This window comes from Bradyrhizobium sp. AC87j1 (genome assembly GCF_002936975.1).
In the GTDB taxonomy this organism is placed as follows: Bacteria; Pseudomonadota; Alphaproteobacteria; order Rhizobiales; family Xanthobacteraceae; genus Bradyrhizobium; species Bradyrhizobium shewense.
The window spans coordinates 1-23,700 of sequence record NZ_PTFE01000002.1; the positions used below are offsets into that span (position 1 = coordinate 1).

At 64.6% G+C, this 23,700-nt stretch carries 26 protein-coding genes; 11 read left to right on the plus strand and 15 right to left on the minus strand.

Translation table 11 applies throughout. The features are described 5' to 3' along the window. Positions 1–178 precede the first annotated feature (178 nt). Together CV770_RS01360 and CV770_RS01365 are read right to left on the minus strand one after the other, a co-directional pair. Complete coding sequence (locus tag CV770_RS01360; protein ID WP_018320665.1) at positions 179–670, minus strand: SRPBCC family protein; 492 nt, start codon at positions 668–670, stop codon at positions 179–181. Further along, on the minus strand, positions 670–1,059 hold the full coding sequence (locus CV770_RS01365) for an ArsR/SmtB family transcription factor (protein WP_104461081.1): 390 nt from the start codon (positions 1,057–1,059) through the stop codon (positions 670–672). The genes CV770_RS01360 and CV770_RS01365 overlap by 1 nt, the downstream gene beginning before the upstream one ends. 281 nt (positions 1,060–1,340) lie before the next feature. On the opposite strand from CV770_RS01365, the gene CV770_RS01370 reads away from it, so the two are divergent. Next, positions 1,341–2,402: a serine hydrolase gene (locus CV770_RS01370; RefSeq protein WP_201759648.1), complete on the plus strand. Its 1,062-nt coding sequence runs from the start codon at positions 1,341–1,343 to the stop codon at positions 2,400–2,402. 77 nt (positions 2,403–2,479) lie between these two features. Here the strand turns inward: CV770_RS01370 and CV770_RS01375 are convergent, their stop codons facing one another. Further along, complete coding sequence (locus CV770_RS01375; RefSeq protein WP_104461083.1) at positions 2,480–3,304, minus strand: outer membrane protein; 825 nt, start codon at positions 3,302–3,304, stop codon at positions 2,480–2,482. A 272-nt stretch (positions 3,305–3,576) separates the two neighbouring features. Continuing rightward, a complete protein-coding gene (locus CV770_RS01380) occupies positions 3,577–4,281 on the minus strand; it encodes an SDR family oxidoreductase (RefSeq protein WP_104461084.1) in 705 nt (234 codons plus the stop codon). Positions 4,282–4,396: 115 nt separating this feature from the next. Between CV770_RS01380 and CV770_RS01385 the strand changes: the two genes are divergently transcribed. After that, positions 4,397–5,239, plus strand: coding sequence for a GNAT family N-acetyltransferase (locus CV770_RS01385; protein WP_104461222.1), 843 nt, complete (start codon positions 4,397–4,399; stop codon positions 5,237–5,239). 3 nt (positions 5,240–5,242) lie between these two features. Here CV770_RS01385 and CV770_RS01390 read toward each other — a convergent pair whose 3' ends face one another. Then, positions 5,243–5,689, minus strand: a complete 447-nt coding sequence (locus CV770_RS01390) for a hypothetical protein (protein WP_201759649.1) — start codon at positions 5,687–5,689, stop codon at positions 5,243–5,245. 287 nt (positions 5,690–5,976) lie between these two features. Here CV770_RS01390 and CV770_RS01395 point away from each other — a divergent pair, with 287 nt between their 5' ends. After that, positions 5,977–6,258, plus strand: a complete 282-nt coding sequence (locus CV770_RS01395) for a hypothetical protein (protein ID WP_104461085.1) — start codon at positions 5,977–5,979, stop codon at positions 6,256–6,258. Positions 6,259–6,311: 53 nt separating this feature from the next. On the opposite strand, the gene CV770_RS01400 is transcribed toward CV770_RS01395, so the two are convergent. From CV770_RS01400 to CV770_RS01425, 6 genes are all read right to left on the minus strand, one after another. Continuing rightward, a complete protein-coding gene (locus CV770_RS01400; protein ID WP_104461086.1) occupies positions 6,312–6,593 on the minus strand; it encodes a hypothetical protein in 282 nt (93 codons plus the stop codon). 12 nt (positions 6,594–6,605) lie between these two features. Next, positions 6,606–7,037, minus strand: coding sequence for a curlin (locus tag CV770_RS01405; RefSeq protein WP_283811261.1), 432 nt, complete (start codon positions 7,035–7,037; stop codon positions 6,606–6,608). 72 nt (positions 7,038–7,109) lie between these two features. Further along, entirely contained in the window at positions 7,110–7,520 is a 411-nt protein-coding gene (locus tag CV770_RS01410; RefSeq protein ID WP_104461088.1) for a curlin, read from the minus strand. A gap of 25 nt (positions 7,521–7,545) precedes the next feature. Further along, entirely contained in the window at positions 7,546–7,938 is a 393-nt protein-coding gene (locus CV770_RS01415) for a curlin (protein WP_091957226.1), read from the minus strand. 122 nt (positions 7,939–8,060) lie between these two features. Continuing rightward, positions 8,061–8,462, minus strand: coding sequence for a curlin subunit CsgB (locus tag CV770_RS01420; RefSeq protein WP_091957229.1), 402 nt, complete (start codon positions 8,460–8,462; stop codon positions 8,061–8,063). A 178-nt stretch (positions 8,463–8,640) separates the two neighbouring features. Beyond that, entirely contained in the window at positions 8,641–9,288 is a 648-nt protein-coding gene (locus CV770_RS01425) for a response regulator transcription factor (RefSeq protein WP_104461089.1), read from the minus strand. 630 nt (positions 9,289–9,918) lie between these two features. Between CV770_RS01425 and CV770_RS01430 the strand changes: the two genes are divergently transcribed. The 5 genes from CV770_RS01430 to CV770_RS01455 all read left to right on the plus strand — a co-directional run bounded on the left by CV770_RS01430 (position 9,919) and on the right by CV770_RS01455 (position 16,389). Continuing rightward, complete coding sequence (locus CV770_RS01430; protein WP_104461090.1) at positions 9,919–11,346, plus strand: efflux RND transporter periplasmic adaptor subunit; 1,428 nt, start codon at positions 9,919–9,921, stop codon at positions 11,344–11,346. Beyond that, entirely contained in the window at positions 11,343–12,068 is a 726-nt protein-coding gene (locus CV770_RS01435; protein WP_104461091.1) for an ABC transporter ATP-binding protein, read from the plus strand. The genes CV770_RS01430 and CV770_RS01435 overlap by 4 nt, the downstream gene beginning before the upstream one ends. Beyond that, positions 12,065–13,288, plus strand: coding sequence for an ABC transporter permease (locus CV770_RS01440; RefSeq protein ID WP_018320679.1), 1,224 nt, complete (start codon positions 12,065–12,067; stop codon positions 13,286–13,288). Before CV770_RS01435 ends, CV770_RS01440 begins: the two co-directional genes overlap by 4 nt. 51 nt (positions 13,289–13,339) lie before the next feature. After that, a complete protein-coding gene (locus CV770_RS01445; protein ID WP_091957243.1) occupies positions 13,340–13,651 on the plus strand; it encodes a response regulator transcription factor in 312 nt (103 codons plus the stop codon). 884 nt (positions 13,652–14,535) lie between these two features. Then, positions 14,536–16,389 (plus strand): alkaline phosphatase family protein, encoded by a 1,854-nt coding sequence (locus tag CV770_RS01455; RefSeq protein ID WP_104461092.1) that lies wholly within the window; start codon positions 14,536–14,538, stop codon positions 16,387–16,389. 66 nt (positions 16,390–16,455) lie between these two features. Here the strand turns inward: CV770_RS01455 and CV770_RS01460 are convergent, their stop codons facing one another. Further along, entirely contained in the window at positions 16,456–17,028 is a 573-nt protein-coding gene (locus CV770_RS01460; protein ID WP_165637382.1) for a hypothetical protein, read from the minus strand. 393 nt (positions 17,029–17,421) lie between these two features. On the opposite strand from CV770_RS01460, the gene CV770_RS01465 reads away from it, so the two are divergent. Continuing rightward, a complete protein-coding gene (locus CV770_RS01465) occupies positions 17,422–18,081 on the plus strand; it encodes a peroxiredoxin (RefSeq protein ID WP_091957247.1) in 660 nt (219 codons plus the stop codon). A 140-nt stretch (positions 18,082–18,221) separates the two neighbouring features. Here the strand turns inward: CV770_RS01465 and CV770_RS01470 are convergent, their stop codons facing one another. Next, positions 18,222–19,952 (minus strand): methyl-accepting chemotaxis protein, encoded by a 1,731-nt coding sequence (locus CV770_RS01470; protein ID WP_104461093.1) that lies wholly within the window; start codon positions 19,950–19,952, stop codon positions 18,222–18,224. A 166-nt stretch (positions 19,953–20,118) separates the two neighbouring features. Here CV770_RS01470 and CV770_RS01475 point away from each other — a divergent pair, with 166 nt between their 5' ends. Both CV770_RS01475 and CV770_RS01480 read left to right on the plus strand, forming a co-directional pair. Continuing rightward, entirely contained in the window at positions 20,119–21,510 is a 1,392-nt protein-coding gene (locus CV770_RS01475) for a cryptochrome/photolyase family protein (protein ID WP_245453654.1), read from the plus strand. 66 nt (positions 21,511–21,576) lie between these two features. Continuing rightward, the gene (locus tag CV770_RS01480; RefSeq protein WP_091957255.1) at positions 21,577–21,891 is read left to right on the plus strand and encodes a histone; all 315 of its coding nucleotides are present in this window, start codon (positions 21,577–21,579) and stop codon (positions 21,889–21,891) included. Between the two features lie 61 nt (positions 21,892–21,952). Here the strand turns inward: CV770_RS01480 and CV770_RS01485 are convergent, their stop codons facing one another. Together CV770_RS01485 and CV770_RS01490 are read right to left on the minus strand one after the other, a co-directional pair. After that, positions 21,953–22,699 carry a hypothetical protein gene (locus tag CV770_RS01485; protein WP_201759650.1) on the minus strand — a complete coding sequence of 249 codons (747 nt, stop codon included), beginning with the start codon at positions 22,697–22,699 and terminating at the stop codon, positions 21,953–21,955. Between the two features lie 96 nt (positions 22,700–22,795). Next, positions 22,796–23,668 carry a DMT family transporter gene (locus CV770_RS01490; protein WP_104461096.1) on the minus strand — a complete coding sequence of 291 codons (873 nt, stop codon included), beginning with the start codon at positions 23,666–23,668 and terminating at the stop codon, positions 22,796–22,798. Positions 23,669–23,700 lie beyond the last annotated feature (32 nt).

Sequence of the window (23,700 nt, forward strand, 5' to 3'; positions counted from 1 at the left end):
GGAAAAGTGTGCGGCGGTTTCCGAAGAGATCATGCTCAAATGATAAATAAAGCGCGATGACGATTCATCCTGATCTCATCGCGCTTCAGTTGCCTCGTCGATCGCCCTCTTCGGAAACCGATCCTTCGAGGTGTACGAAAGCGGTCCCGGCGAATCCTTCGCCGGGACCGCTTTGTCTTCACCGCTTCATGCCCGCCACATAGGCCGCGAGCTTGTCCAGCGTCTGATAGCCATATTCGACAGCGCCGAAGCCGATCATGCCATCGCGCTGCGCGGTGCTCGAGGCCAGCTGGCGCATCATCAGCACGGTCTTGCCATTGCTCTGCTCGGCAAAGGTGACGGTGAAGCGGAACATGCCGGGATCCTCGTCCTGGTCGACGCCGTGATCCATCTCCATCAGCTGCGGCCGCTCGATGCGGCGGAAGCGCATGCGGTTCGGATAGACCGTGCCGTCGGGGCCGATCATGTTGAAGCGCCAGACGCCGCCGACGCGTACGTCGATCTCGAAGGTCTCGACCTTGAACCCCTTCGGCCCGAACCATTGCGGCAGGTGCTTCGGGTCGGACCACGCCTCGAACACCAGATCGCGCGGCGCGTCGATCACGCGCGACATCACGATCTCACGGTCGAGCGACCATTGCGACAGAGCGGGATTGGCAGAATTCGTCATCACTCAGAACCTTTCCGTTTGGTTGTTCGGGACGGCCGCTTGGCGGCCGCCCCCTCCTTCTCTTTCTTGAGCTTCATCACGTAGGCTTCGAACCGGTCGAGCCGCGCCTCCCAGATTGCGCGCTGCTGCTGGAACCAGTCCTCCGCACCGAGCAGCGCATCCGGGCTAAGGCGGCAGGTGCGCACGCGGCCGGATTTCTCCGACAGCACGAGCCCGCTCGTCTCCAGCACATGGATGTGTTTCATGAAGCTCGGCAGCGCCATGGCGAAGGGATCGGCGAGCTCGCCGACGGAGGCCTCGCCGGCGCACAGCCGCATCACGATCGCCCGTCTGGTGGGATCGGCGAGCGCTGCGAAAATCTGGTCGAGGCGGGGCGATTGGTTAGCCATGAAGCTAACTATATACGGCCAACGGCGGACGTCAACGATTGTTAGCTCACAAGCTAAGTAATTTGTTCGCAGGTGGCATGCGGAACCCACAACGCGCAATTGTGAATTGGGCCGCCTGGCGCTTCCCGCTAATGAGACCGGGGGCACCATTGCATCGTTCGTCAGGGCACGTGCCGTCTTTTGTCACATCATCATCGTTCACCCGGCGGGCGCTCGCCCGGGCCGCGCTTGTTCCCCTCGCGATCGCGTTTCGCCCGCGCCGCGCCTCCGCGGATTCCGACATGATCGCGCAGATGCGCGACATCGTCGCGAGCGAGCTGGCGCCGACCGTAACGCCCGACCATGCGGGCGGCCTTGCCGCCGCCCTCTATGCCGGACGCCATGTCGAGTTCTTCAACTACGGTCTTGCCGATGATGCCGCCAAACGGAAGGTGACGCCGGACACGCTGTTCAACCTCGCGTCTGTAAGAAAACCGTTCGAAGCGACGCTGGTCGCTCTCGGTACGCTCCGCGGCGAGCTGCGGCTCGACGAACGCGTCCCTAAATATCTTCCCGAGCTCGACGGCGAATACATCCGCCGCGTCAGCGTCGGCGAGCTCGTCACGCACACCTCGGGGCTGTTGCTGCCGACCGACCATCCGCCCTGGCCGAACGATCAGTTCACGCGCGAGCAGTTCGTCGCCATGCTGAACGCCTTCGCGCCGGCGCCCGGTGTCGCACCCGGCCGGCAGCGCATCTACACCCATGCCGGCTACGTGCTGCTTCAGCTCGTGCTCGAGCGCTGCTACGGCATGCCGATCGGTGCGCTGATCCAGCACCGCATTCTGCGCCCGCTCGCCATGGACGCCAGCTTCATCCCCGAGCGCGGCGCGGACAATCGCGCCGTCATGGACGGGGCCTGGACGCGGCGCGTGGTCCAGGGCTATTCCGACCAGGGCACGGCGATCGGCCCAATCGGCGATCAGCAGAGCTATTTTGACTTTCCCGGCACCGGCCAGATGTTCTCCTCCGCCCGGGATCTTGCCACCTTCGCAGCGGCCTGCGTTGACGGCCGGACGATCGATCCGCATTTGCGCGAAGCGCTGCGGATGACGCAGCGTGAAGTCTTCCGCATCGACGACAAGTTCGGACAGGGCATGGCCTGGGAGAGCGTGCGTCTGCCGGGCGTCACTGTCATCGACAAGCCCGGTGGCCTCAACAATGCGTCCGGCTATATCGGCCTCGTTCCGTCGCGGCGGATCGCCATCGTCCTGCTCGCCAACCGCGGCGAGTACCCGCACGAGATCGCGCGCTACAAGATCCTGCCCGCGCTGGCGCATCTGCTGCCATCGCACGCAGGCTGAGCTTCACAACAGAAAGCCTTTTCACAACAGAAAGCCCCGGCCAGGCCGGGGCTTTCCACGTCAGGATCGGAACGGGATCAGTATCTGGCGACGACCGGTCCGCCGAACTTGTAGTTCACGCCGACGCGCACGATGTTCGACTTGAGATCGACCGAATGGGTGAAGGTCTGGGCCGGCAACGGCACACCGACGTTAAAATTGTTGCTGGTCATGCTGCTGCGGCCAAGATCGACGTAAAGATATTCGGCCTTCAGCGACCAGCCGTTGCCCACGGCGTACTCACCGCCGACGCCTGCTGTCCAGCCGACGCGGGTGTCGCGGATCGCTCCGGACTCGGTCGCGCCAGCAAAGGTGTCGGTGAAGCTGAAGTTGCCCCTCACCTCGGCGATGGCGGCGCCGCCGGTGGCGTAAATCAGCCAGCTCGGCGTCGCGAGGAAGCCGATGCGGCCGCGAATGGTGGCGAGCCAATCGGCCGAGACCGACGAATTGACGGTGAAGGTGGTCGGCGCGCAGCAGGGATACACGGCCGTGCTGCTCGCGCTGCCCTTGAAGCCGAAATAGTTGATGTCACCCTCGAGGCCGAGCACGGCGTTGTTGACCTGCCAGTTGTAGCCGGCGGTGAAGCCGCCGGTCACGCCGGAGCTGTTGATGTGTTGGGCGCCGACCGTCCCGATGGCGGTCACGCTCGAATCCGCGAAATAGGCGGCCACCGGAAACAGCGTGGTGGTGGCGGGGTTCGCGCTGCCCCACTGCCCGCCGACATTGCCGCCGACGTAGAAGCCGGTCCAGTTGTAGACTGGCGCCATCACCGGCGCCTTGGTGTAATGCGCCGCGAGATCGGCCGCCTGAACGGACGCGGTGCCCAGGACAACCGAGGCAGCCGCCAGCAAAAACTTCTTCATTTCAGTCTCCTTGCCCCACGCGATTGACCTCGCGTTTCGAATGCGCGCAGGTAAAAGGCAACCGGCGCAGTTAGGGCATAGGGCGGGCGCCGCTGCTCGTCTTGGGCTGCGGCGCAGTTCGCAAGGACTGTGACGTAGTGTGCGCCTCAGATCGTACGAACGGATGACGGGTGTGACCGGGGAGCAACGCCTCATCCATCAATAGCGGCGCGCGACGCATGCCCGTGTCGCATCACGACAAGGCCGCCAGAAGCGCGATTCGAGACTGCGCTTCAGATCGAGCGCGTCAGCCCGCCATCGACGCGGATGTTCTGGCCGGTGATGTAGGCCGCGCCGTCGGAGGCCAGGAACGAGACCGTCGCGGCGATCTCCTCGACCTTGCCGTAGCGCTTCATCGGCACGCTGTCGCGGCGCGCGTCCAGCTGCGGCAGGCTGTCGATCCAGCCCGGCAGGACGTTGTTCATGCGGATGTTGTCGGCCGCATGGGTGTCGGTGAAGATCTTGGTGAAGGCGGCAAGGCCCGCGCGGAACACTGCCGAGGTCGGGAACATCGCGCTGGGCTCGAACGCCCAGGCCGTCGAGATGTTGATGATGGCGCCACCCTTTTGCGCCTGCATGATCGGCGTCACCAGCCGGGTCGGACGGATCACGTTGAGCAGATAGGTGTCGAGGCCGGTGTGCCACTGCTCGTCGGTAATCTCGGTGATGGGCGCACGCGGCCCGTGGCCTGCGCTGTTGACGAGCACGTCGATGCGTCCCCACTTCGCCATGGCGCCGTCGACGAGGCGCTTCAAATCGTCATTCTCCTTGTTGGAGCCGGTGACGCCGAGCCCGCCGAGCTCGGCCGCCAGCGCCTCGCCCTTGCCGGAGGACGACAGGATCGCGACGCGAAACCCGTCCGCCGCCAGCCGCCGCGCAGCCCCTGCCCCCATGCCGCTGCCGCCGGCGGTAACGAGCGCAACCTTCTCTGCTGCCATGACCGATCATCCCTTCAGTTGAGGCGAGCCGCAGGCTCGGCCTATCATGAGGCCTTCTACAGCCAGACCTGTCGGCAGGTCCATGGTCGAAGGCATCCATCATGAGCAACCCGAGATGAGTGATTTGCTGATCCGCAATCTGCGCCCCGAGGAGATCTCCCTCGCCATCGACTGGGCCGCGGCCGAGGGCTGGAATCCAGGCCTGGCCGATGCAGCCTGCTTTGCGGTTCCCGACGCGCAAGGCTTCTTCGTCGGCGAGATCGATGGCGAGCCGGTCGCAACCGTCTCCTGCGTCAATTACGATGATCGCTTCGCCTTCCTCGGCTTCTACATCGTGCGCGCGGGCTTTCGCGGCGCGGGCCATGGCCTGCGCATCTGGAACGCGGCGATCGCGCATGCGGGCGCGCGCGTGATCGGACTCGACGGCGTCGTGGCGCAGCAGGACAATTACAGGAAATCCGGCTTCCAGCTGGCCTATGCCAATATCCGCTATGGCGGCATCGTCGCCGCGCGCTCGAGGCCGCCCACTGACGTCGTTGCGCTCGACACGATTCCGTTTGCGCTCGTGGAAGCCGACGATGCCACCGTCTTCCCGGCCCGGCGGACCGCCTTCCTGCGCGCCTGGATCGATGCATCAGGCCATGTCGGCCGCGCCCTCGTGCGGGACGGCAAGCTCGCCGCATGGGGCGTGATCCGTCCCTGCCGGACCGGCTGCAAGATCGGCCCGCTCGTCGCCGACGACCGCGCGGCGGCGGAAGCGATCGTGCAGGCTTTGCTTGCGAGTGCCGATGTCGGCGAAATCTTCCTCGACGTCCCCGCCGTCAATCGCGAGGCGATCGCGCTCGCGGAAGCACTCGGGCTCACGCCGGTGTTCGAGACGGCGCGGATGTACACGGGCGCGATCCCGCCGCTGCGCATCGACCGCGTCTTCGGCGTGACCAGCTTCGAGCTGGGCTAAAACTCAGTAGCAGCGCGTGATGTTGACGGTGTGCTCGCTGCCGCCGCGACCGGGCACCGTCACCTGCTCTGTCGGGCAGCTCGGCACATAGGGCCGGTCGGACGGCACCACGTTCGGCGGGAAGCGATGCGACCAGTCCCAGGGGACATCATAGGTGTAGGTGTAGCGCACGTCGGTGGAGACCGGCTGCCCGGCATCGCCGAAGGGCTGGCTGTAGCCGGCGCCGTCGTAGAAGAACCCGCCGCCGCCCGGCCAGTACACGAAGGGGTTATTCCGCCGGTGGAACCGGGCGCCCGGCCCCATCGGCGCACGCGCCATCGCGCCGGAAGGCGCAGCGGTCACCCCATGCGGCGCGGCGCCGCCGGGTCTGGCAAAACTGTCGCTGGGGCTAAGGAGCAGCGCGGCTGCGCTGAGCGAGGCGAATAGCGCCGCATGGGATCTGGACATCATGATACGCACCAACTCGTTTGGCTTAAGCGATAGCGGCTCCCCGCCGCTACGCTAGGCCGGGCCGTCGCCCACCCGCAAACGTATAATTAATTATTGGTTAAGGCACGGGCTTAACCGGGGAACAGGTGCGGCAAGACGCCCGCAATTCCCGGCTCATTTCAGGCACTTCGTTCCGCGGCCCGCGCTTCATAACCAGTTGATCGGAGTTGATTGCTCCCGCCGAGCGCATCCCGGAACGCTCCCGCAGTGCAACCGTTGGCCCCCGACACAAGCAAGGAGCATCTCCAATGCAGAACAAGTCAAAACTCCTGTGCCTGATCACGGCATCACTCGTCGCCGGCACTGCGGCTGCCTCGGCGCAGGGCTATGATTGGAACGGACCGCGCGTGGGGTGGGACCGCACCGCGCCCACCTACGGGCCGGTTCAGCCGCGCGCGTATTATCCCGATGTCTCGGGGCCCTATGGCGCGCTCAACGGCACGAACCATCCGACACCGAGTTCGACACAGGGCGACGTCGGCCCTGACGGCAACAACAACGGCACGCTGACCGGCGGCTATCGCTGGTAAGGCCCGCTCGCGGCGAGGCCCACCGTCCTTCGCGGACGGTGGGCCTTCGTGCGTCAACGGCCCTGCTGCTTGCGCAGCCAGTCAAGCAAGTCCTGCGCGTTGCCGGTGCCCTGCGTCACGATGGCGGTGTTGCCACCACTGCGCCGGTAGACCGTCGTGCGCCCGGGCTCCTTCTCGATTTTGACCTCGGCCTGCGCGGGATCGCCGCTCTGCGTGATCACCGAGGTGCCGTTCTCGTCCTGGACCACCGTGGTGTGACCGTCGGCAGCGCCGGCCGGCGCCATCGCGACCACGCTCATGAGTCCTATTCCGGATGCGAGCGGGAGCAATCTCATGTCACACCTCCATCATCGGCCGAACTGAAAGATCGCCAGCCAGTTAAAACGCCCGAACTGCCTTACGGCTCCTGTATTCATGTCTCCGATCTGGAGCAGGAGCGCGTTGGTGGAATTGCCGATCTGGGTGATCTCGGCGGTGTTGCTCGCACCGGATTGACCGATGACCGCATTGGTGGTGCCGCCCACCTGGATCACATTGGCATAGTTGCGCGTGCCGTTCTGGATGATGGTCGCATCCACCGTCCCGGTGCCGCCGATCTGGATCACCCGCGCGATATTGATGCGGCTGTTCTCTTCGATCGTCACAGGCTGAACATCGTTGCCGAACTGCACGACGGTTTCAATGGTCACATTCCGGTTCGTCACGCTGCGCTGGACGGAGCCGGCGCTCGCCTGCGTCGCCGTGCCGATGGCGGCGAGCATCGCCGCCACGGCCAACACGTGCCTCAAGATCTGTCCGCATCGCATCGCGCTTCCCCGTTCGTTCCTGACACCGGCGCGTTCGCTCGCGCCTTACGGGCCGGTCTGGACGATCGTCGAGGCGTTGATCGCGCCGAATTGCGCCACCGTGCCTGCATTCATCGTGCCGAGCTGCGATATCAGGCTCGTCGCCGACTGGCCGGTCTGACCGACGAAGGCGAGATTGTTCGTTCCGGCCTGCCCGATCGATGCGGAATTCGTTCCGCCGAATTGCAGGACGCCCGTGGCATTGTTGGTGCCGTTCTGCGTCACTGTCGCGCTGGTGCTGCCGCCGATCATGAACACGCCCGCCATGTTGAGCTGACTGTTCTGGTTCAGCACCACCGGCGGCCCGCCGACAGAGACGATGGTCTTGATGTCGGCGGTCTGGGCACCGGCTGATCCGGTGCCCGCCGAGCACAGAGCGAGCAAGACGGCGCCCGCGCGTCCCAAATGATGTTTCATGACATGCCTCGTCAGTTCGGTCGGCTCACGGAGCCTGCTGGATGATCGTCGAGCCGTTCAGGATTCCGAGCTGACCAACTCCGGCGGCATTGTTCGCACCGATCTGGCCGATCAGGCTCGAATTGAAGCCGCCGACCTGGCCGGCCAGCGCGGTGTTGGACGCCGTCGCGGTCGTGCCGCCCTGCCCGATCACCGAATTGTTGACGGTCAGGAGCGAGCCCGTCTGCAAGGTGGTCGCCGTATTGGTGGCGCCGAACTGCATCGTGGTCGCGTTGTTGCTGGTGCCGCCGCTCTGCGAAATGAACGAAGTGTTGGTCGTGCCGAATTGCAGCACGCTGGCGGTGTTGCCGGCGTTTGCGTCGGCGGCCGTCAGCGCACCGAGCGCCACGAAAGTTGCAATGAAATAGGTGATCCGCATGTCATTTCCTCCGCGACAATGGGCGGGCGATCGCAATTGATCGGCCGGCTGGATTGCGGTGCATTCGAGAATGGCGCGGACGCAACCGCAACTGGATGCGTCCGGCCAAACGGGGCTGTGTGTCAGTGCGCCGTCTGCGAGACGGTGCTGCCGTTGACGCCGAACACGCTGAGCTGGCCGACGCCGGCGGCGTTGTTCTGCAGCGCGGGGGGCCCGAACGAGTTCTGGGTGATCGCGCTGGTGTTGTTGCCGAACGCCACCTGGCCGGTGGTCGCCGAGTTCTGCACGCCGACCTGGTTCACCGTGCTGCCGTTGTTGAGCGAGGCAGCGCCGGTCCCCTGCATCGTGGACGCAGTGTTCACGATGCCGAGCTGGCTGGTCGACGAGCTGTCGTTGGTGAGGCCGTTCTGCGTGACGGACGAGCCGTTCACGACGCCGACTTGCACCGTGGTCGAGGTGTTGGCGGCCTGCGCCGCGGAGGACAGGGCGAACAATGCAACGGAAGCAAAAAACAATTTACGCATGGAGTATCCCTTTCTGACCAAGTTGTCTGACTGAGTATGGATGCCGCCTTGGAAGAGGCCGACATCGTAGGGATACTGTGAACCGATCGTGGCCTGCGCAACAGACTGCAGTTCATGCTAATCGGTACGGACTAGACGTTGCGCGAGATGTCGGCACATCGAAGCGCAGAAACAGCTGCTATCCCGCGCCGGCGCGAATCGTCTCGGCTTCGCGCCCCATGCTGTCGATCAACCGCACCACTTCGATCGGCGTACGCAGCTCCAGCTTTCGCATCATTCTGGCGCGATGGACCTTCGCCGTCACTTCGCTCACGCCGAGCCTCGCCGCGATCTGCTTGGCCACCAGCCCTTCGGCCATCAGCAGCATGATCTCGCGCTCTCTCGCCGTCAGCGTCTCGACGCGCTGACGGGCTTCACGCACGATATCCTCGCGTTCCAGCCGCCTGCGGTCGCGCTCGATGCCATGCCTGATCGCATCGAGGATCTCCTGCTCGCGAAACGGTTTTGGCAGAAACTCGACCGCGCCGCGCTTCATGGCCTCGACCGAGACGCGGACGTCGGAATGGCCGCTGATGAAGACGATCGGAATGGGCACGCCCGTCTCGGCGAGTCGGCGCTGAAGCTCGAGGCCGGTCGGCGACGTGCCGGGAAAGCGGACGTCGAGCACGAGGCACGACGGCCCGGGCGAAATACTCTCCGCGAGGAACTCTTCCGTCGAGGCGAACAACTTCACCTGGTGTCCGGTCTCCTCGCAGAGATTTCCGACCGCAGTTCGAATCTGAATCTCGTCGTCAACGACATAAACTATGGCTTGACCTGAAACCATTGCAACGGACTCCCCGGCTTGGGGCTCGATGAGCAGGCATCGAGCCATCCATTCTTCTTGCAAGCGCAGACAAGGTGCTTGGGTGAATTCGCGGGGTCCGGGCGAAGCGCATCGGTCCACCGGTTCGACGTCTTAGAGCCAACACCCGCTCGTGACGAGTGAAGGCGTTCACATATCGGGCTTCGTGATCGGAGGGAATTGAGCGCGCCTCCGTCCGCATCGCGGCGGAGTGCGATATCGAGAATGCGGCAAGCCGGTGTCGTGGAGTCCGGTAGCGTGGAGTCCGGTCGCGTGATCGCGGTATTGCCAACTGCATCATGGCATCGCCACTCATGTGCCGAGTCGAACGCCGAGCGCCGGCCGCTTTCGGCCGGAGCAGACGGGACGTTTAGTCAGCTAATCGAGTTCGATACCGCGCGCGTCATATCGATACGCTTCGTATGCATCTCCAGCAAATCACGAAAAGTCGCACCCCGCGCCTTTACTACTGGATCATCAGGCGCACCCGACCGTCGCCCCGACGAGAACGACATACTGACAATCGATACTACCTTAGATGATTTACAACCATAGCGAGCTTGCCATTTTTTCCTGCCGCAACGAAGCCATTTCAACCAGGCGGGTTTTGATATGCGATTTGTGCCAATTATTGCGTTGCTTGGAACTGCATGCAGCCTCGCCGCGGTCACCACCGTGGGGCCGGCCGTCATTACCGGCGCGGCCGGGAGGGCTACGGACAAGGCGGCGCACGCCTTGGAATCGACCAAGCGCCTGCTCGTCCCCACCGGACGCGAAGCTCCGACATTCGGATCCGATTCGCCCGTGTTCCGCTACGCCTCGATCCAGCGCGGCAGCATCGAGCAGACCGTCACGGTCACCGGTGCCCTGCAGCCGGTCAAGACAATCGAGGTCGGTTCCCAGCTGTCCGGGCAGCTCGCCCGGGTCTATGTCGATTTCAACGACACCGTCAGCAAGGATCAGCCGCTCGCCTTGATCGATCCGCGCAGCTTTGCGGCCAAGGTCGACGAAGCCAGGGCCGCCCTTGCCGTCTCCAATTCGCTCGTCGACATCGCCAGGGCCAAGCTCGATCGCGCCAGGATCGACCTGCAAAACGCCAGAGGCAGCCGCGACGTGCTCGCCGCCAAGCTCGAGAGCGCTCAGGCGGTCAAGACCTCGGCGCAGAAGACCTTGCAACGGAAGCTGGCGCTGCAGTCGCAGAACGTGGTGGCGACGACGACAGTCGACGACGCGCAGACCGAGTTCACCGCACGCCTCGCCCAGGAGCGCGAGGCCGAGATCCTGATGTCCCTCAACTCCTATTCGGTGGAGGGGGCACAGGCCGACGTCCGCCGCATCGAGGCGGAGCTGCAACAGGCACGAATGGCTGTGCCGGAGAAAGCAGCCGTTCTCGCCGCGGCCCAGGCCGATCTCGACCGCACCGTGATCCGCTCGCCGATCAACGGCGTCGTCGTCGGCAGGTTCGTCAACGAGGGCCAGACGCTCGCGGTCGGACTGGAATCGCGCACCACCTTCGTGGTGGCCCACCGCCTGGAGGACATGGAGATTCACGCGCAGGTCGACGAAGCCGATATCGGCCGCATCGCCCCCGGCCAGCCCGCCCACTTCACGGTGGATGCCTACCCCGACCGCCGCTTCGAGGCGGTGGTGCGGCAGGTGCGCAAGGCACCGCAGACCCAGCAACACGTCGTCACCTACACCGTGGTCCTGGCGACCTCCAATCTCGACGGCGCGCTGCTCCCGGGAATGACCGCCCTGGTGAAGATCGTGATCGAGCGGCAGGACGACGTCCTGAAGGTGCCGCTCGCCGCACTGCGCTTCCAGCCCTCCGGCACGCGGCAGGATCCTGCCGCACGCAGCGGGGTGTGGGTGCGCACCGCAAGCGGCTCGCTCCAGCGCATCGCGGTGACGGTCGGCGCGGCCGGCACCGAACAGGTCGCCCTCAAGAGCGGAGATCTCGACGAGGGCAGCCAGGTTGCCGTCGGCCAGGCCATCCGTCCCGCGGGCATGGAATTTCTCGGAATCAGGTTCGGATCATGACCGCCTCCCCGCCGCTCATCAGCCTCCAGTCGGTCGGCAGGACCTATCGCACCGACGGAGTGGCGGTCACCGCCGTCCGCAATGTCAGCTTTGACATCGCGCAGGGCGAGATCGTCGCCGTGATGGGTCCGTCCGGCTCCGGCAAGTCGACGCTGATGAACATGATCGGGCTGCTCGACCTGCCGAGCGAGGGCGCGGTCTATCTCGAAGGGGCCGATGTCGCCGATCTCTCGGAGGATCGCCGGTCGTCCTTGCGCGCCCGGAGCATCGGCTTCGTGTTCCAGTCCTACAATCTGCTCGCGCGTCACGATGCGATCGAGAATGTCGCGCTGCCGCTGGTCTATTGCGGCATCGGTCGCCGGGAACGCCTGGCGCGCGCGGAAGCGAGCCTTCAGGCCGTCGGCATGCTGCACCGGGCCCACCATTTTCCGCGGCAGCTCTCCGGCGGCGAGCAGCAGCGCGTCGCGATCGCGCGCGCCCTGATCGCCTCTCCGCTGATCGTGCTCGCCGACGAGCCGACCGGTGCGCTCGACAGCCGTACCGGCGCCGAGATCCTGGCGCTGTTCGCCGCCCTCAACCGGACCGGCCAGACCATCGTGATGATCACGAATGATCCCGGCATCGCGGCGCAGTGCCGCCGCACGATCCACCTGCATGACGGCGAGCTCGTCGCGGACGAGACGCCGGCGCCGGCCCTGCCGAAACGGAGCGCTGCGCCATGACGATGCTCCAGGGATTCCAGATCGCCCTGCACGCCCTCAGGCTCAATCCGCTGCGCAGCTTCCTCACCATGCTCGGCATCGTGATCGGCGTCGCCTCCATCGTCACGGTGTTTGCGATCGGTTCCGGCGCGCAGTTGCGCCTGCAGGAACAGATCCGCTCGATCGGCGCCAACGTGCTGATGATCACCCCCGGCGCGGTCTACCAGGGCGGCGTACGTCTCAAGGACGGCAGCAAGCTGACGATGACGGAGAGTGACGTGCAGGCCATCCTCGAGCAGATTCCGGAAGTTCAGGCCGCCGCCGGCTCGATCGCCGGAACGGCGCAGGTCATCCACGAGGGCAAGAACTGGAATACGACGATCAACGGCACGACGACGGGACATTTCATGGTGCGCGACTGGCAGCTCGCGACCGGTCGCTATTTTTCTGGCACCGAGGAAGCCGGAGCCGGCAAGGTCGTGATCCTCGGCAGCACGGTCGCACGCGAGCTGTTCGCGCCCGGCGACGACCCCATCGGTGCGCAGATCCGGATCATGAAGGTCCCGCTAGAGGTGGTCGGCGTTCTCGATCGCAAGGGACCCGCGCAGGACGACGTCGCCTTCGTGCCGCTCGCCACCGCCAAGCTGCGCTTCCTCGGCAGTGCCAGCAACATCAACCGGGATTCGGTCGCCTACATCATCGCCAAGGTCGCCGGCGACGGACAGATGGCGGGGGCACGATCGGAGATCGAGAACCTGCTGCGGCAACGCCACCGAGTCCCCGCCGGCCAGGAGGACGATTTCAAGGTCCAGGACCCGGCCGCCGCCATGGAAGCGCAGCAGGGAGCGATCCGCACCGTCGCGCTTCTGCTCGTCGCCATCGCCTCGGTTTCGCTGCTCGTCGGCGGCATCAGCATCATGAATGTCATGATCGTGTCGGTCACCGAGCGTACGCGGGAGATCGGCATCCGCCGCGCGCTGGGCGGTCGGATGCGGGACATCCGTCTGCAATTCCTCTGCGAGGCGCTGGTGCTCTGCCTGCTCGGCGGAGCCATCGGCGTCGCCGGCGGCGTCACGCTCTCGATGACGGTGGCCCGTATGGCAGGATGGGTCACCTCGATCGACGGTCAGGCGATCGGCCTTGCCCTCGCCTTCTCGATCGCGACCGGCCTCATCTTCGGTTTTTATCCCGCGCACAAGGCGTCCAAGCTCAGCCCGATCGAGGCGCTCAAGACGGAGTGACAACATGCTGGGAGTGGCCACGTCAACCCGCAGTCCAGGGAGCAGCCAGCCATGAGCCGAGATCCGCAGGACTCGATTACACCGACGCCGCGCGAGCGCGAGCTGATGATGTTGATCGCACGGGGAATGCAGAACAAGAATATCGCCTACGAGCTCAAGATCTCAGAGAATACGGTGCGGGCGCATATCGGCAACATCATGCGCAAATACCGGCTTTCGAACCGAACGCAGATCGCGATCGTGTTTGCCCTGCACGCAGCGCCATCCTCGCTCCGCCGCGATCTTGCCAGGGTCGACCGCCATCCGAGGGCAACAAAGCCCGCGCAAACCCCTGCACCACGGGTGCAGACCGCGACGGATTGAACGTCCCGGCCACAATCCCTTGCGTTGCCCGACGGGCAAAACACCCAAGTAATCGGTCAACGCACCGCGGCGAAAATATTCCACTTTACCGAAATTCGGAAATGACATATTTGTCGCGGCAACCCGGCCCAAGGAAGAGGGGCGTATCGCGATCGTCACGAACGCGGGCCGGGCGGCGGTGGACGCAGGTGACATCGGCGCAAAGGATTTCGCAGGGCGGGCAACCGTGAGCGAAACACCTGGCGCACACGACCGGTGTGATCCGCGTACGGCAAAATCGTGTCGTCCTGGCGCCCGGGGTCTGTGCGCCAAGTCTTGCGGTGATGGGTGCCGTCCAACCGGACGCACGCATCAGCCATCCGCAAGGCGACGGGGGCAATAGTGCAACGCTCCCCGGGGAGAGCACGACATAAGCCGTAAGCCCACTGCGCAGGGAAGACCGGGATGCTCCGGTTGCCCTGTTACCCGCTATGCATGAAGCACACGCAATCTGCTCTGGCATGGCGGTCGATGGGAGCCAACCGGCTCCCGGCCTTCCCTGCGCCCTCTTTCAATTGAGGGTGAGGCGACAAGCAAAGCTCGGGCGAAATGCGCCGCGAGGATGCGAAGGCGTGTCTGCGAAAGCGTAGGATGGGTAGAGCCCTTGCGAAACCCATCATGCATCCGCGTCAACAAAAGCGTGATGGGTTTCGCTTCGCTCTACCCATCCTACGAGTTGGATTCCGGCTCCGCACCGCGTCCGGGACATTGGAGTAGCAAGCCCCCTCCCCCAACCCTCTTGCATCGGCGACGGGCCTTGTAACAAAGCCGTCATGCAGCGAAACTAAACGAAGCTGGGGGGCCGCGGATTGCGGCCATGCCGCCTCACCGCAGGGAGAGATTTGATGCGCCGTTCACTGGTGTTGCTGTCCGCCGGACTGACAGTGCTATCCACCGGATTTGCCTCCGCCCAGAACAACACGCCCCGCAATCTGATCCTGTTCATCCCGGACGGTCTGCGCGCGCTGAAGGTCAACCCCGACACGGCACCTGCCATGGCCGAAATCCGCGACAAGGGCGTCAACTTCAAGAATTCGCACTCGCTCTTCCCGACCTTCACCATGGCCAACGGCTCGGCGATGTCGACCGGTCACTATCTCGGCGACACCGGCGTGTTCTCCAACACGATCTGGACTAACTACACCTCGGTGCCCGCCGGCAACACTGTGGTGCCCTTCATCGAGAACGATGCGGTGCTCGGCGACATCGACGAGCATTTTAGGGGCAACTACCTCAACGAGGACACCATCCTGAAGCTTGCCCGCGACCAGGGGTACAGCACCGCTGCGCTGGGCAAGCACGGTCCGACCTATCAGTTCGATCACACCGACAAGCCCGAAAAATCCGGCCTGCATTCGATCGTGTTCGACGACGCCACCGGCGGCAAGAACGGCGTGGCGCTGTCGGACGAGGTGAAGGACGCGCTCACCAAGGCCGGCCTGCCCACCACCACGCCGCCGCGCGGCGACAATTCCAAGGCGGGCGATGCCAAGACGCCGGGCACGACCGCCGCCAACGTCGCGCAGCAGGCCTATTTCGCCGACGTCGCCGCCAAGGTGGTGCTGCCGATGTTCAAGGCACGCAACAAGCCGTTCGTGCTGGTGTTCTGGTCGCGCGACCCTGATGGCAGCCAGCACAACACCGGCGACAGCCTCAACCAGATCATGCCCGGCATCAACGGTCCGACCTCGATGGCCGGCATCAAGAACGCCGACACCAACCTCGCCCAGCTTCGCAAGGCGCTGGACGAGCTCGGGCTTGCGGCCTCGACCAACATCATCGTCTCGGCCGACCACGGCTTCTCGACCATCTCCAAGGAAAGCAAGACCAGCCCCTCGGCCAAGGTCAGCTATGACGACACGCCGAAGGACTTTCTGCCGATGGGCTTCCTGGCGCTCGACCTCGCCAAGGCGCTCGACCTGCCGCTGTTCGACCCCAACGACAAGAACGCGAAGATCGAGGGCAACAAGCATCCCAAGGCCGGCAACGGCGTGCTCGGCAAGGATCCGGAAAAGCCCGACCTCGTCGTCGCCACCAATGGCGGCTCGGACCTCGTCTATCTCCCGAACAGGGACAAGAAGCTGGCGGCCAAAACCATCAAGGCGCTGCTCGCGCAGGACTATGTCTCCGGCCTGTTCGTCGAGGACTCGCTCGGCCGCTTCCCCGGCACCCTGCCGCTGTCGAGCATCAATCTGCGCGGCAAGGCGGCGACGCCGACGCCGTCGATCGTCGTCAACTTCCGCTCCTATGCCAGCAATTGCGGCGAGGCGCCGACCAATTGCTCGGTACAGGTCGCCGACACCGTGCTGCGCCAGGGCCAGGGCATGCATGGCAGCTTCAGTCGCGGCGACACCATGAACTTCATGGCGGCGATCGGCCCGGACTTCAAAGCCGGCTTCGTCGACGAGCTGCCGGTCAGCAATGCCGACGTCGGCATGACGGCCGCCCGGCTGATGGGCCTAAGCGCGACACAGAAAGGAGACCTGGCCGGCCGCGTGATGTCGGAAGCCATGCCCAACGGCACCGTGCCGAAGGCTTATGCCGGCACAATGAAGTCCAAGCCCGCGGAGGGCGGCCTGACCACCGTGCTGAACTTCCAGCGCGTCGGCAGCCAGCGCTATTTCGACGCCGCCGGCTTCCCGGGCCGCACGCTCGGCCTCGAGCCGGACGGCGGCAAACAAAAAACGGCGGGGAAATAACCCCGCCGCTTTCGCTCGCGCGCCGAACGGGCGCGAAAAGGTCTCGGTTGTTACATGCCCAGATTTTTACATCCCAATGTCGAACACGTTCGGCAATTGGCCCGCCAGGGGCAGCGCGGTGGCGCCGAGGAAGGTCGCCACCATCGCCATCAGGCGGCGGTTGTTGTGACGCTTGCCGCGCATCTGGCCGGCGATCCACTCCAGCATCTCGCTGTTGACCTTGGAGGCATAGGACGGGGCCCAGCTCTCGATCTCTGTATCGGCCGACAGCGCGACGCTGCGCGGCGGCACCTTCAGGCCCGAGGCGCTTGCGGCATAGTGGGCAACCGCCTTGGCGAGCAAATCATCGAAGCGGCCGCCATCGGTGCGTTCGGTCGCGGCCTCGTTGATCTCGAACAGGACCTCGGCCTCGGTGCGGCTGACCGGCTGGTCGTTGACGGCGGTGGCGGTGAGGATGCGCGTGCACCAGGCGGTGTCATCGACATCGAGCGAGCGGGAGAAATGGACCCGGCCCTTGGTGGTTGGGCCTTCGCCCGTGATCACGCCGTCGCGCACGATGGAGAGTGCATGGGCCGCGGTATCGCGGCAGGACGGTTCGAGGGACGGCGAGTCAGCAGATTTAGGCGCAGCGGCAGACATAGTTCACTTCCAGATTTCTTCTGATCGGCCAGCATTTTCATGCCGGCGTAAAGGGGTGGTTAACGATTCGATACGGGGATCGCGACTTTTCTAGATGGTTGCCAATTGGTCGCTGTCAGGACCATTTTGGTTCTAAGACGCGCCGGGCGAGCGTGATGGAAGTCATAAAAGGCATTATCGGGGCGAGCGAGACCGTGTGACCCCGGGTGGAGCTGTTTCGCCGCAGGTGCGGCCGTAACAATAAGTTGCTAGAAAATCAGCCCTTCAAGGAAGGAATTCACATTTTACTTGAACCGGTTCAGTTGGCGTTCACTTGGCGTTGTAAGACCCCTATAATGAGGGGGACGGCCAGAGACAAATTCTCCAGTATATTCAATGCGATGAGGTAGAACCATGACACTTCCGATCGGCACCACCGCACCCGACTTCGAAGCCGAGACCACCGAAGGGAAGATCAAGTTCCACGACTGGATCGGCAACAGCTGGGCGCTCTTGTTCTCGCACCCCAAGGACTTCACGCCGGTTTGCACGACCGAGCTCGGCGCGCTCGCCAAGCTGAAGCCGGAATTCGACAAGCGCGGCGTCAAGCTGATGGGCCTCTCGGTCGATCCCGTCGACCGCCATGCGAAATGGTCGGAAGACATCAAGGAGACGCAAGGCGCGGCCCCGAACTATCCGATGATCGGCGACACCGATTACAACGTCTCGAAGCTCTACGGCATGCTGCCGGCCGCGATCTCGGGCGATCCCCTCACCCGCACCGCCGCCGACAACCAGACCGTCCGCAACGTCTTCATCATCGGACCGGACAAGAAGATCAAGCTGGTGCTGGTCTATCCGATGACGACGGGCCGGAACTTCCAGGAGATCCTGCGCGTGATCGACTCGCTGCAGCTCACCGCCAAGCATCGCGTCGCGACGCCGGCCGACTGGAGCCAGGGCGAGGACGTGATCATCGCAGGCTCGGTCTCCAACGACGAGGCCAAGACGATCTATCCGCAGGGCTGGAAAGAGCCGAAGCCCTACATCCGCATCGTGCCGCAGCCGAAGTGACTTTTCGCGGTCGCGGATAGCGACCGCAAAAAGTCATCCCGGGGCGCGCAAAGCGCGAACTATGGTGCGCGATTGCGCACCTGAGGATCTCGAGATCCCGGGTCTGGTCCTTCGGACCATCCCGGGATGACGACGCTGCTTTACGCCGCCCGCACCCGATCCAGAAAACCGTCGACCTCTGCCTTCAGATGCAGGCTCTCGCCGGACAGCGCCTGGGCTGAGGCAAACATCCGGCTCGAGGTCTCGCCGGTCTCGCTGGCGCCCTTGGCGGCGTGGCGGACGTTGACGGCGACATCGGCTGTGCCTGAGACCGCGGCGCGAACGCTGGCCACGATGTTGTGGGTCGCGCTCTTCTGCTGCTCGACCGCAGCCGAGATCGAGCCGGCGATGCCGCTGATGCGCTCGATGGTCTGGCCGATCGCCTTGATGGCGACGACCGATTCCTCGGTCGCAAGCTGCATGCTGGCGATCTGGTTCGAGATCTCGTCGGTTGCCTTGGCGGTCTGGCCGGCCAGCGTCTTGACCTCCTGGGCCACCACCGCGAAGCCGCGACCGGCATCGCCAGCGCGCGCGGCCTCGATGGTGGCGTTCAGCGCCAGGAGGTTGGTCTGCTCGGCGATCGAGGTGATCAGCTTGACGACGTCGCCGATGCGCGCGCCCGCCTCGGAGAGCTGCGCGATGCGCTGATCGGTCGCCTCGGCCTGCTGCACGGCCTCGGCTGAAATCTGGTTGGATTCCTGCACGCGCCGGGTGATCTCGGAGATCGATTGAGACAGCTCGTCCGAGGCCGACGCCGCCGAACGCACGTGCTCGGAGGCGTTTTCGGACGCTCCCGCCGACTGCGCCGACAGGTCGGCCGTGGAGCGCGCGACGTCGGTGAGCTGCCGCGCGGCGCGCTCGAACTCGCCTGACGAGGCCAGCACCTTGTCGAGGATGCCGCCGACGCTGCCGCGGAACTCCTCGACGAAGCCGCGCAGGTCGGATTTGCGCTGCTCGGCCGCCGCAGCCGTGGCTGCCGCCTGCTCGCTGCGCATGCGCGCCCGCTCCAGCGAATTGCTCTTGAACACCGCGACCGTGCGGGCGATCTCGCCGATCTCGTCAGCGCGATCCTCGCACTCGATCGCGACGTCGCTCTGGCCGTTGGCAAGCGCGGTGAGCGAGCGCGTGACCGAGGTGAGCGGCCGAGTGACGCGGCGGACGACCAGCAGGGTCAGGACCAGCACGAGAAGCGCCGCGAGCCCGGCGGCGGCCGCCATGCTCTCGATCGCCTGGGCCAGCATGCTCTCGTACTGGGCCATGGGGATTCCGACATAGAGGATGCCGGCGACCTTGCCGGCCCCGTCCACGATCGGGAAATAGGCGGTCATGAACGATTTGCCGAACAGCGTGGCCGGTCCCTTATAGGCCTCGCCACGGCGCAGCGGTGCCTGCCCCGGATGGTCCGCGGCAAGCTGGGTGCCGACGGCGCGATCGCCATTTTCTTTCTTCACATTGGTCGAGCGTCGCACGAACTGCCCGCTCGCATCGTCGAACACGAACAGGGTCGCATTGCCGCCGACATAGGACACCGCGCGATCGACGATGGCGTGATCCCTGAAGTCAGGCATCTTGGGGATCTCGGCGCGCGCGACCGTGCCATCCCTCATCGTGATCTTGGCGGCCGGAACGGTCTCGGTAAAGGCCAGTGCCAGCGTGCGCAGATTGACCTCGATGTCGCGCAATGCGCGGTCATTGAAGGCGGATGTCAGCGACCAATAGCCGACGCCGACCACGAGCGCGGTGTTCATGGCGATCAGCAGCACGGCGCACAGGACCGCCTTGGTGCCGAGCTTGAATTGCGGCAGGCGTTTTGCCGTCGAAAGTTTGGACATGGATGGAACTACCCCCGTAATTCCTGCATATTCGTGCAGCCCGCTTACGGTCCCATTAACGGCGGTTCACACCGCCGCACGCGGCATGCTTTCCAAAGTGTAAACGAGGACGCCCCTAACCACGCCGAGCGCGCCTGTCATCGTCTGGTTTCGCGATGACCTTCGCCTGTCCGACCATCCCGCCCTCCATGCTGCCGTGAAAACCGGCGCGCCAGTGGTCTGCCTCTATGTTCTCGACGAGGCCGCCGGGCGCCCGCCGGGCAGCGCGGCGCGCTGGTGGCTGGCGCAGTCGTTGCGGGCGCTTGGCGCCGAGATTGCCACGTGCGGTGGATCGCTCGTCCTGCGCAGGGGACCGGCGGCCAAGGTCATCTCCGAATTGGCCCGCGAAAGCGGTGCCCGCGCCGTTTACTGGAATGGAATTGCGCAGGCGCCGCATCAGGCGGTTGAGAGGCAGCTCGAAGCCGCACTGGCAAAGCTCGGCATCGACTCGCAAAGCTTCCCCGGCGATCTCCTCGTCCCACCCTCGGCCATCCGCAACAAGGAAGGCCGGGGCTTGCGCGTATTCACGCCGTTCTGGCGGCGCGTGCTGTCACTCGGCGATCCGCCAAAGCCCTTGCCCGCACCGAAGCAGCTGCGCCCTGCGCCGAGGCTTGCGAGCGATGAGCAGGAAAGCTGGCAGCTCGAACCGACCAGGCCGGATTGGGCGGGCGGCCTGCGCGAGACATGGACCCCGGGCGAAGCCTCTGCGCGGATGCGCCTGCGCGATTTCCTCAAGCACACCGCACGCTGCTATGTCGGCGATCGCGACCGGCCGGATCGGGACGGCACCTCAAGCCTGTCACCGCATCTGCGCTTCGGCGAGCTCAGCCCGCGCCAGGTCTGGCACGCGGCGCGCTTTGCCGCGGCCGAGGATCCGTCACTCGGGCCCGGCATCGAAAAGTTCCTGAGCGAGCTCGGCTGGCGCGAATTCTGCCGTCACCTGCTCCACGACCATCCCGACCTCGCCACCGAAAACCTGCAAACGAGCTTCGACGGCTTCCCCTGGAAGAGCGACAAGAAGGCGCTTGCGGCCTGGCAGCGCGGGCATACCGGGTACCCCATCGTCGACGCCGGCCTGCGCGAGCTCTGGCACACCGGCGTGATGCACAACCGGGTGCGGATGGTGGTGGCGTCGTTCCTGGTCAAGCACCTCTTGATCGACTGGCGCGAGGGCGAAGCCTGGTTCTGGGACACGCTGGTCGACGCGGATGCCGGCAGGAATCCCGCTAACTGGCAATGGGTCGCCGGCTGCGGCGCCGACGCGGCGCCCTATTTCCGCGTGTTCAACCCGCAGCTCCAGGGCGAGAAGTTCGATCCGGATGGAACCTACGTTCGGCGCTGGGTGTCGGAGTTGAAGGACATGCCAACCAAGCTGATCCACCGGCCCTGGCAGGCCACGCCGATCGAGCTTGCAAGCGCGGGCATCACGCTCGGCAAGACCTATCCGCAGCCGATCGTCGATCATGCCAAAGGGCGCGAGCGTGCGCTCGCCGCCTACGCAAAGATCCGCAGAAGTTGAGCGCTGCTTTGACACAATTTCGAAACCCGCTATCGTCATCGCGCCAATCAAACCGCGGGGGACGACATGGACGACGATAAGCCGATCACCGAACAGGCGATGGAGACGATCACCACAGCCGTGGAAGCGACCAAGGATGCGGCGGTTACCGCCGTCAAAGCCGCCAAGAAGGTCGCGAAAAAAGTAGCGCCGAAGAAGGCTTCCAAGAAGAAGGCCAAGAAGGCCTCGAAGAAGAGTTCGAAGAAGGCTGCAAAGAAGTCGTCGAAAAAAGCGACCAAGAAAGCGACCAAAAAAACTGCAAAGAAGGCCGCGAAGAAGACCGCCAAAGCGGCCAAGAAAGCCACCAAGTCGAAAAAGAAGGCTCGGAAGGCCAAGCGCTGATCGGGGCGCTCGAGCTTGTCTCCGGGTGCGTGCGCGCCCGGAGACAAGCTCCCGGGATACCCTACCCCCGCGGCTTGGATGCGCGCCGGCCCGGGTGATGCTCTCCCTTCGGATCGCGGAATTCGCTGCGATGACCGCGGCGGTCCTCGGCCTTGAAGCGCCGCCGCTTTTCCGGCGAGCCGAACTGCTTGATCAGCCGCCTGCCGTTGACCTTCTTGATGACGTAGCCACCCTCGGTCATCGAGAACGGCGCCTTGAGCGATCCCATATGGTCGAATTTGGTGCCGCGGGGATGCTCGAAGGGCTCGAACCAGGACGGATAAACGAAGTTCGACATCGGAAAGCCGTTGACGAGGAAGGAGTCCTCCTCCACGGCGTCGCAGACCTCGTAGGCATATTGGGTGTGGCGGGTCTTGTCGGCCCACAGATTGGCCATGGGGTCCAGCACCATCTCGAACAGCTCGTGCGATGCCGCCAGGCTGATGGGATCGTCCTCACCCAGCGCCTTCAGGAATATCTTCGAGATCGGCTGTCCGCGATGCGTCAGCTCGTGTCGTCCGAGGAAGTTCTTGTGGGTGGCGTCGTCGAAATAGACGAGCTGCCAGTCCGTCGGCTTCGGCTTGCGGGTGACGTCGAGATCGACCGGGTAGCCCCAGACGGGGAGGAAATGCTCGTCGTAGCATTTCTGGAGCGCGGCTGTGAGCTTGGCCATCATCCGGTCGCTCATCATCTCCTCCGCGTAGTTGATGCAGGCAATCCGGACCGGTTTCAACGATCTGCCGAGCAGCGCGCGCCTCGCCTTCTTCATGGAAATCACCGTGTGAATGTGAAACTGAAATGCGTTCAGCCTAACACGAACCTGCCGCACACGTCAGGGATGTATCCCGTCGCCCGCTCCATCCGCCTAGAAGCGCCTGTTGACGACGAACACCGCGGCCGCGCACATCCCCATGCCGGCAATCGCCAGCGCGTCGAGCTTCTCGCCGAACAGCAAATAAGCCATCAGCGCGGTCACGGCGGGCACCAGATAGAACAGGCTCGCGACCGAGGTCGCCGCGGCGTGGCGGATCAGCCAGTACAATAGCCCGATCGATCCGATCGAGAGCGCCACCGCGAGCCAGCCGAGCGCGAGCACGAACTCCCGCGTCCAGTGCACCACGCGGTCTTCGAACAGGAAGGCCCCGATCGCGAAGAAGATGGTGACGGACACATATTGCACGAGATTGCCTGAGCGCCAGTCGATCTGGTTGCAGTAGCGGCGCTGATAGAGCGTGCCGAGGGTGATGCTGATCAGGGAGACGACCGAGGCAAGCCAGCCGAGACCGGCTTCACCGGTCATGGGACGGTTGTGCAGGATCATCACCACGCCGCCGAGGCCGAGCACGAGCCCGGCCCATTGCACCGGCGTCACCTTCTCGCCGAGCCAGCGGTTGGCGATGGTCGAGGTCAGGATCGGCTGCAGGCCCGGGATCAGTGCGGAGAGCCCGGCCGGGATCGAATGCGCGATCGCGATCGCGGTGCCGCCGAGATAGAAGCCGTGGACGAGAATGCCGGCGACCGCGCTGTGCGCGATGCCGGTGCTGTCAGGCCATTTCGGCCGCGCGATCGCCACGATGATCGCCATCAGGCCGACCACGATCGCCATGCGGATGGCGAGATAGGTCAAGGGATCGGCATTGTTGACGACGTATTTGGTGCCGATGAATCCGGTGCTCCAGAGCAGGACGAACAGGATCGGCGCGGCGCGGGCGGTCAGGGCTTCTTGATTATGGTTCATTGCCGCCCTCATTGCCCCACCGGCAGCTATGC